Source organism: Mycoplasma sp. CB776 (assembly GCF_054343395.1).
This window is the reverse complement of the sequence record NZ_JBTGVD010000003.1, coordinates 38,376-46,492: the sequence shown is the minus strand read 5'-3', so window position 1 is coordinate 46,492 and position 8,117 is coordinate 38,376. Positions and strand designations below refer to the sequence as shown.

The 8,117-nt window shown below is 22.4% G+C and carries 9 protein-coding genes; 1 reads left to right on the top strand and 8 read right to left on the bottom strand.

Features of this window, described 5'->3' with window-relative positions; all coding sequences use genetic code 4:
- Positions 1-73: 73 nt before the first annotated feature.
- The 8 genes from ACXX86_RS00730 to trmB form a co-directional block, all read right to left on the bottom strand.
- Complete coding sequence (locus ACXX86_RS00730) at positions 74-286, bottom strand: hypothetical protein (protein ID WP_458557379.1); 213 nt, start codon at positions 284-286, stop codon at positions 74-76.
- Complete coding sequence (locus tag ACXX86_RS00725; RefSeq protein WP_458560951.1) at positions 279-797, bottom strand: nucleotidyl transferase AbiEii/AbiGii toxin family protein; 519 nt, start codon at positions 795-797, stop codon at positions 279-281. The genes ACXX86_RS00730 and ACXX86_RS00725 overlap by 8 nt, the downstream gene beginning before the upstream one ends.
- Positions 798-1,109: a nucleotidyl transferase AbiEii/AbiGii toxin family protein gene (locus ACXX86_RS00720; protein ID WP_458560950.1), complete on the bottom strand. Its 312-nt coding sequence runs from the start codon at positions 1,107-1,109 to the stop codon at positions 798-800.
- 16 nt (positions 1,110-1,125) lie between these two features.
- Positions 1,126-1,752: a type IV toxin-antitoxin system AbiEi family antitoxin domain-containing protein gene (locus ACXX86_RS00715; protein ID WP_458559648.1), complete on the bottom strand. Its 627-nt coding sequence runs from the start codon at positions 1,750-1,752 to the stop codon at positions 1,126-1,128.
- 8 nt (positions 1,753-1,760) lie between these two features.
- Entirely contained in the window at positions 1,761-2,339 is a 579-nt protein-coding gene (locus ACXX86_RS00710; protein ID WP_458560367.1) for a DUF6088 family protein, read from the bottom strand.
- A 158-nt stretch (positions 2,340-2,497) separates the two neighbouring features.
- Positions 2,498-3,862: a M17 family metallopeptidase gene (locus ACXX86_RS00705; RefSeq protein ID WP_458560366.1), complete on the bottom strand. Its 1,365-nt coding sequence runs from the start codon at positions 3,860-3,862 to the stop codon at positions 2,498-2,500.
- 92 nt (positions 3,863-3,954) lie between these two features.
- On the bottom strand, positions 3,955-4,887 hold the full coding sequence (locus ACXX86_RS00700; protein WP_458560949.1) for a hypothetical protein: 933 nt from the start codon (positions 4,885-4,887) through the stop codon (positions 3,955-3,957).
- Between the two features lie 2 nt (positions 4,888-4,889).
- Positions 4,890-5,501, bottom strand: a complete 612-nt coding sequence (trmB, locus tag ACXX86_RS00695; RefSeq protein WP_436358852.1) for a tRNA (guanosine(46)-N7)-methyltransferase TrmB — start codon at positions 5,499-5,501, stop codon at positions 4,890-4,892.
- Positions 5,502-5,950: 449 nt separating this feature from the next.
- Between trmB and ACXX86_RS00690 the strand changes: the two genes are divergently transcribed.
- Positions 5,951-8,116: a S8 family serine peptidase gene (locus tag ACXX86_RS00690; protein ID WP_458560537.1), complete on the top strand. Its 2,166-nt coding sequence runs from the start codon at positions 5,951-5,953 to the stop codon at positions 8,114-8,116.
- The last annotated feature ends 1 nt before the right edge of the window (position 8,117 follow it).

The window sequence follows — 8,117 nt, the reverse complement described above, 5'->3', positions numbered from 1 at the left end:
AATCTCTTACTAAAAAGTAAGCAAGAGAAATTTACACAAAATATCTTACACTACCACCTGAATAAAAATTTATTTATATTCTAATTGATGTGAATCCACATAAATCTTGTATTTCTAAAAATATTTTTACTTGATTTTTTAATATAATTTCTAATTCAAACAAATCTAAAGTATTATTTTTAAAAAACTCATATAAATAATTACTAAATTCACTACTATCTAATTGTTTTTTATTACGATAATATTTATATTTTTTTATAAACTCTAATTCTTTACTATTATTCATTGAAAATCCTTTGCAGTAATTCTTGTAATTTATTTAGTATCTCTTCTAATTTTAAATCTCTTTTAATATTAATTTTATAAATATCTCATAATTTTTGTATATTATTTGAATTTTTAACTTTAAGAATTGTATTAATCATAGTATTTATATTAAAAATGGTTTGACGATGGTTAAAAACTAAATTAATTACTTGCTTTAAACTATTTATTTCTACATTATTTATTAAAAAATTAAAATCGAAGAAATCTTTAAACCTAGATGTATTCACTCCTAATTCATATAAAGAGTGTAATTTTTCAGCAAAAACAGTTTCTAAAGGAAATTCTTGTAATTTAAAAGGTTGTTTTTCTAATGTGTTATAAACATTATTAACAATTTCAGGATAAATAACGTCTTTAATTGTAATATCAATATGAAAAAATGTTTCTATTTTATTTAAAGATGCTTTAAGGTATGTTCTAATGCCACCATATAATTCTTGTTCTCTAATATTTTCTGTTTTTGGTAACACTTAGAATTTAATTTGTGAATTCGTTCTTATTATTTCTTTGATTTTGCTTTCAACTAAATTTATATCACTATTTAAACTTAAAAAATCAATATCTTTAGTTCATCTCTTATCTAACCCTAATTTGTTTAGTAATAGCATCCCTCCTTTAACTACAAATTCTTTATTATATTTAGATTCTGCTACTAATTTTAAAAACTCTAACATAAAAAAGGTGTTTAATGCTGTATTTGGAGGTAATTTATATTTATTATTGATATGTTTCACTTTATTTTTTACAGAATCACTATAATTTTTTATTAATTTATTACTCATATTTACTTTCTTATTTTTATTTTAAATTCGCTAATTCTCTCATTTTCTCTCAAACACCTAAATAATTTAATATTGCTTTAATTTCATACTGAACTTTGAATTTTTTAGCATAATATAATAATCGTTTTATATTAGTAGGGTGGATAGGTTCTAATAGATAAGTTTTTCATGCTTTTAAATATATTTCTCTAATCATATTTTTTCTATCTTTATAAATATCTATTAAAGTCCTTTCCATATTGTAAATTTTTATAGGTAATCCTCACTGATTTTTTATTGTAACAACACCTAAATTTAAGAGTTTTTTATTTACATTGTAAATTTTGTATTCAGATTTAATACTTTTGTTTGAAGTGGTAAAATGATTAAGTCAAATATGATGGTCTGTTAAATTTCAGTAATATAAAGCATTTAAATGACTAACAATAACATTTTTGTGTTTGGATTGAAAAGTAAATTCTTCGTCTAAGTTAAAATAATCACAATGCACGTAAAAACCTTTTATTTTGTGTTTTTCTAATTTATTTTTTTTGTACAAATAATAAAGGTATCAAGTAGGAATATTATTATCTTTTAAAATTTTTGCACTAATTAATCCATTATATTTATTAATTAGTTTTGTAATTTGTTGTAAATGTTTCATAGTAGTCCTTAAATTTTTTGAATAATATTAAAAATCCAATTTGGTAATTTTTTAATTTTATCTGTAAAATGTACTTTATTCTTGTTTTTAAAATTTTTTAATATTTCTATATTTTCTTCACTTATATTAGGTCCTAGTGTTTTTATACTTTGTATAATTAAATTTTGATATAAATTAAAACCATTAATTAAATTATTGCTTGTTTTTTTGAAAACAATATCTCAATTTTTATATTTGTATTTTTTATAGTTTCAATTTGTTAAAAATAAACAAACATTTGGTACTTGAGTTGAAATACCTGTCATATTCAATGCAGTATTTCCTGTAGGAGTTAAAATAAAATCATACTTTTTTGCAATTTTTTCTGCCAGTTCTATAGGAGAAGGCAAAGAATATTCATCTAATAGTCTTATATAATTTGGATAAACAAAAAAACCTCTCATTAAGTGTTGAATTTTACCTTTGTTTTTTAATCGTAACAAAGCAGATTTTATTGTATTTACAGAAGCTAAATTTAGAAAATCAGAAACAGTAAATATTTGTCCCCTATTTTTATACATTATTTCTTCTATTTGTTTACTTATCATATTTTTCCTTTATTTCTTTATTTTGCACTAAATAACATAAACTTTTTGGTGCATTTTTATAATGAATATTTATATATTTTTTATGATTAATAAAGGAAAAATAAAGAATTTAGTAAAAAAACACAAACAAGTTTGTTTGTGTTTGTAATTTATCTTTATTATTTTTTGTTTAATGCATATTGAACTAATGTTTTAACCATTACACCCATAGGTTTTTCACCTGTTTCTGCTGTTCCAGCAATGTCTAAATGAGCAAAATATTTTCCTTCTGCAAATTCTTTTAAGAACATAGCAGCAGAAATAGAACCACCATTTCCAGTTAAGTCAGTATTTTTTAAATCTGCTACTGTTGAACCTTTAATAAATTTAGCAAAATCATCGTGTAAAGGCATTCTTCAAATTAATTCGTTTTGTTGTTTTGCAGCTTCATCTAATTTATTTCATAAGCAATCACAAGTTGAGAATGTTCCTGTGAATGTATGTCCAAGAGCAACTAAAATAGCACCTGTTAATGTAGCTACTGTAATAACTGCTGTTGCTTTTAAATTTCTAATAGCATATGTCATCCCATCAGCAAGAACTAATCTTCCTTCTGCATCTGTGTTATTGATTTCAACTGTTTTTCCATTCATTGAAGTTCAAACTGCATCTGGTAAATTAGCATCACCATTTACTCTGTTGTCAGTAATTGCTAATACCGCAGCAACGTTTGCTTTAGGATTTAATTGTGCTATCGCATTTAAGGCAGAAGCCACTATTGCTGCTCCTGACATATCATATTTCATTCCAAGCATACTTCTTCCGGTTTTAATGTTGTAACCACCAGAGTCAAAAGTAATACCTTTCCCAACAAATGCAACTTTTTCTTCTGAATCAGGATTTCCATTGTATTCAATAGCAACTAATCTTGGTTCATACATAGAACCTTTATTTACTGATAATAAAAGTCCCATTCCAAGTTTTTCAATTTCTTTTTTGTTTAATACAGTTACTTTTAAGTTTTTAAATTGTGAAACTTGTTCTTTAACTTTTTCAGCTAATCATTCTGAGTTACAAATGTTTGGAGGAGTTGCTTGTAAATTTCTTGCAAAATTTACTGATTCAACTAACACTTTTGTTTTTTTAAGTTCAGCATCTAAAGAACTTAGATTACTTACTAAAACATATAAATCATGTTTTTCTTCTTTTTTGTTTGTTTTTACGTTGTAAATATTTGCATTTACAAATTCATATTTTTCTAGTAATCTTGTTGCTAGTGTTGTTAATGAAACTTCTTCATTTACAAAACTTTCAAGTTTGACTTCATAAACTCTTGATAATGAAACAAGTTTATCTAATAAAGTATCTAAATCACTTAATTTAAACTCTGATTTATCTCCTAAAAACATTACAGCTTTTTTCTCTGTAATAAATTCAGTTAAAGCGAATTTTTTTTCAATAACATTTGAATCAAACTTTTCACCTTTGAATACAGCTTCAAGTGAAAAGTTAGAATTTGTTAATTTTTCTATAAATTTAATCATTTTTCTCCTATTCTTATAATAAATATATTTTAAACTTTTTTTTAAATTTTTATCTTTTTTTATTAAAAAAGCACAAACATCTTGTTAAATGTTTATGCTTGAAGTTTTTTCAACAATTTTATTCTAAATATAAAACCGAAAAAAGGTTTTAAAATTACTAAATAAGAAAGTATTGAACAGAATAAGAAAATGAAAAAGACAAAAATATTTGATAGAAAAATAATTAAAATTAAAGAACTAATTCAAGCTGTAAAAAATAGCAATTTTAAACCAATTAAAAAGAAAATCTCTTTATTTATGTATTTATATAAAGCATTATTATTTAGATCATTTTGCTCTTGATTTTTAATTATATTTTTTATATAAACTAGTAAGAACATTAATTTAAATTTGTAAAAATGCTTTTTATATCAGTTAAAAATTATATTTTCAACTAAATTATTAGATATATTTATATTTTGTTTTTCAGTTAATTTTATTTTATTATTTGTTTCATTTTTAATCATAAATTGAAAATGCTTTAAACAAGAAAAATCATCTATATGGTTTTTTCTAAATACAAAGGAAATTAACTCTTTTTGATCCTTTATTTGAAATAAACTATAATCTATTTTTCCTTTTGTATTGTACTCTTTATGAGAATATTTTTTACATTCTTTAAAAGCAAGAAATACTCATAAAGGATGAAGTAAAATATAAATAATAATTCCGCTAGTAGCAACTAAAAATTTTAAATAGAAACTTGTTTCTGGATTATTATTTCACTCTTGAAGTAAAAATACAGAGCACATCAAAAATACAAATAAAAACACGAAACTTATAAACAAAGGAAAAAACAGAATAAAATAAATTTTTCTTTTTATATCAATTTCTAAATCACTATCATTTAGATTCAAAAAGACTATGTTTTTAAATAATCACATAAAAACATAAGAACCAAAAAAAGGAAATAAATATATTTCTTTTGAAAGTTTTAAGTTAGTAAAATAATTTCAAAAAAGATAATTCTTATTATTTATATACATAATTATTTATTAAATTTAACTTCCAAATAATTTATATTTTTGCCTTTATCTGATCATTTTTTTTCATAACCCGTCATAATATTATTTTTAGAAAGGTCACTATTATGAAAATCCCTTGTTAGATTTATAATATTTGCCCCAAATTCCTGTATAGATTCAATACTATATTCAAATAAACCATCATTATCAGTTTTAAATTTTAATAAACCATTTGGAGATAATAAATTTTGATAAATATTTAAAAAATCTTTATAAGTAAGTCTTCTTTTATAGTGTCTTTTTTTAGGTCAAGGATCTGAAAAAGTTAGTCAAATTAAATCTACCTTTCCTTCTAATAAATTGGGTAATTCTGCAATATCTTTATTAATTATTTTAAAATTTTTTAAATTTAATTTCTTTGCTTTTTTCATAGATTTTAAAGCAACTGTAGGATATTTTTCAATCCCTATATACATAATATTAGGATTATTTTGAGCAAGTTGAACTAACATTTCACCTTTTCCCATACCCATTTCAAGTACAGTGTTAGAATTCACTTTAAAAGGAAATTCAGTTATTAAATATTCGCTTTCTAAAAGTAATTCTGTTGCATTTGGTATATTTCTTAATCTCATATCAAAATAATACTAAAATTTATTTTTTAAACAAGAAATAAATAAATTTCAACACAAAATTCTAAAAACCAAAATAATAAGATATCATTAAATAAAAGACTTTCTTTCTTAACAAAAAACATCTTTTAATAAAAGTTAGTTTTAACAGAAAATGCAGAAAAAATATTATTAGCATAATATAGCATATTTTTTTATTTTTATTTTGAAATTTTTGCAAAAAAGTATTATAATGAAATTATGGTTGCAGGAGGAAAAATGAAAATAACTAAAAATATTATCATTCGTAATATAAACAAGTTAATTATTAAAATTAACCAGTATTTTCATTTTTACTTTTTTAGGACTTTAAAATAAATTTATCTATTTAATTAAATAATAAACTAAAAAGAAAATCCTAATTAAGTTTAGGATTTTTTGCAACCTTTTTAAATAAAATAAAGGAGAAAATTATGAAAAAGAAAAATAAATTTTTATTTACTCTTATGCCAATAACTGGATTATTAAGTCCATTTGTTTTAGGTGTAAGTATGAATCTTAATGATTCACAACAAAAAAATAATAAAGAAAACAAAAAATTAAATATTTATGAATTTTTAAGTAAATTAAAAAATTATTCAACTGAAAGTTTTTCAGAAAATCCAACACAAGAAGATAAAATGGTAAGTGATTTTGTTGAATCTCTACCAAAGAGAGAAGTGTTTAGATTATATACAAATGTCTTTGTAGATGATAATTTAGATAATAATCTCAAAATTGAAAAATATTCAAAAGAAAATAAAAAAGTTTTAGATTTACTTTTAAGCGAACTTAAAGATAAAAATATTGTTAAATATTCTTACTATTCTGAAATTCTTCCTATGATAAGTGTAGAAGTAGACTTAGAAGATGCAAATAAATTTGCAGAATTTTTAGATAATAAAAAAGAATTTGCTAACTATTCTAAAGAACAAATAGTAGCGACTTTATCTTTTAAAGATGTAGCTGAAAGATTAATTACTAAGTATTGTATTGATAAACCAGATGATTTGGGAAAATGTCTATTATACGATCAAGATACAGGAAAAGCAAGTACAAGCTCTAGCAACTATAATCCTTATAGTAGCAATGATTGAACTTATAGACAACACAAAAATTCCTATTCTTCAAGTTCATCATCCAGTTCTACTTCAACTAAAAAAGAAGAACCCAAAAAGAAAGAAGAAAGTTGATATTATTTATCTACTTCAGACTACAAAACACATTTTAGAAAACAATTAGATTTAATTAATGATGACTATGATGAAACAAAAGTAAAAATTGATAAAAAAACTAATGAACCAGAAGGGGTTTATAGAACAAAAGTAGGAGTTCTTGAAAATATTAATTTAAGAAAAGATAATAATTTATTTAAATTTAATAATTTGGTTTCTGAAACTAAAACTCCAATAGAAGAACAAATGGATCATAAGGAAGAAGTAGCTAGTTTAATTTCTTCTAAAGAAGGAGTCGATCCTTTTGCAAAAATTTATGATTTGTTACTTTCAACCAGGAGAATTAATAGTTCTAAATATACTTTTACTTTCAATAATATGTATAATTTAGAAAAACTCTTAAAAACTTCAGTTTCAAAAGGAATTCAAGTAATAAACGGAAGTTTTGGTTATGGTTCTCCTAATCCATATTCCCCAATTACTTTAAGAACTTCTTATGATAACATTGCATATTTTTTAGATTTATTTACTAAAAAATATAAAATTATTTTTGTATTTTCTGCAGGAAATCATAAAGATGATTACATAAACAACAATTTTCACGGAATGAAATTAGGTTTAAATACAATAAAAGTTGCAGCACTTGACACAGAAACAAAAAAATCTACTTCTTTTTCAGTTAACTCTAGTAACTCTTACTATTTTTCACAAGATTATCCAAATATTACAGTAGCTGCTCCAGGAACAAATTATGATTTTAAATTTATTGAAAATTCTAAAGATGAGCAAGGTACAAGTTTTGCTGCTCCACTAGTAACAGGAGTAATTTCTAAGTTATATAGAAATTTTCCAAAAGTTAGAAATAAACCAGTATCAATATTTTCTTTAATAGGTGTTTCATCTGATTTATTTAATGAATTTAGTAAAAATTTAATTAATGGAACAGGTTATAATCAAGATTTTGGAGCAGGAATTTTAAACTATAAAAAAGCAAAAGAGGCAGTAGATAGTTTAAGAGAATTTACAATAAAAGGAGATAGAGAAAAAGGGAAATTGGATGAAACTGTAAAAGAATTAGAATTAAAAGATAATTCAATACTAAAAATTAGTTCAGCATGATTATTTAATGGTTTTGAAAAAGAAATTCCTGAAAATATATATATTGGTAAAAAAGATAAAAATTACTTTGAAGAAGAGTTTAAAAATAATAATGTTGTAACAGATTTCAATATTGTTTTAGAATATTGAAATAGCCAAACAAAAGAATGAGAAAAAGTTAAAGAAACTACATCAGTTAAATCTAATAAAGAAATTTTAAATATCAAAATAAGTAAATCAGGAAAATATAGATATTATCTTTATAAACAAAATTCATCCATCTCACAATTAGATGATGAAGTTGCTATAAGTCATTTAGTAGAATAAA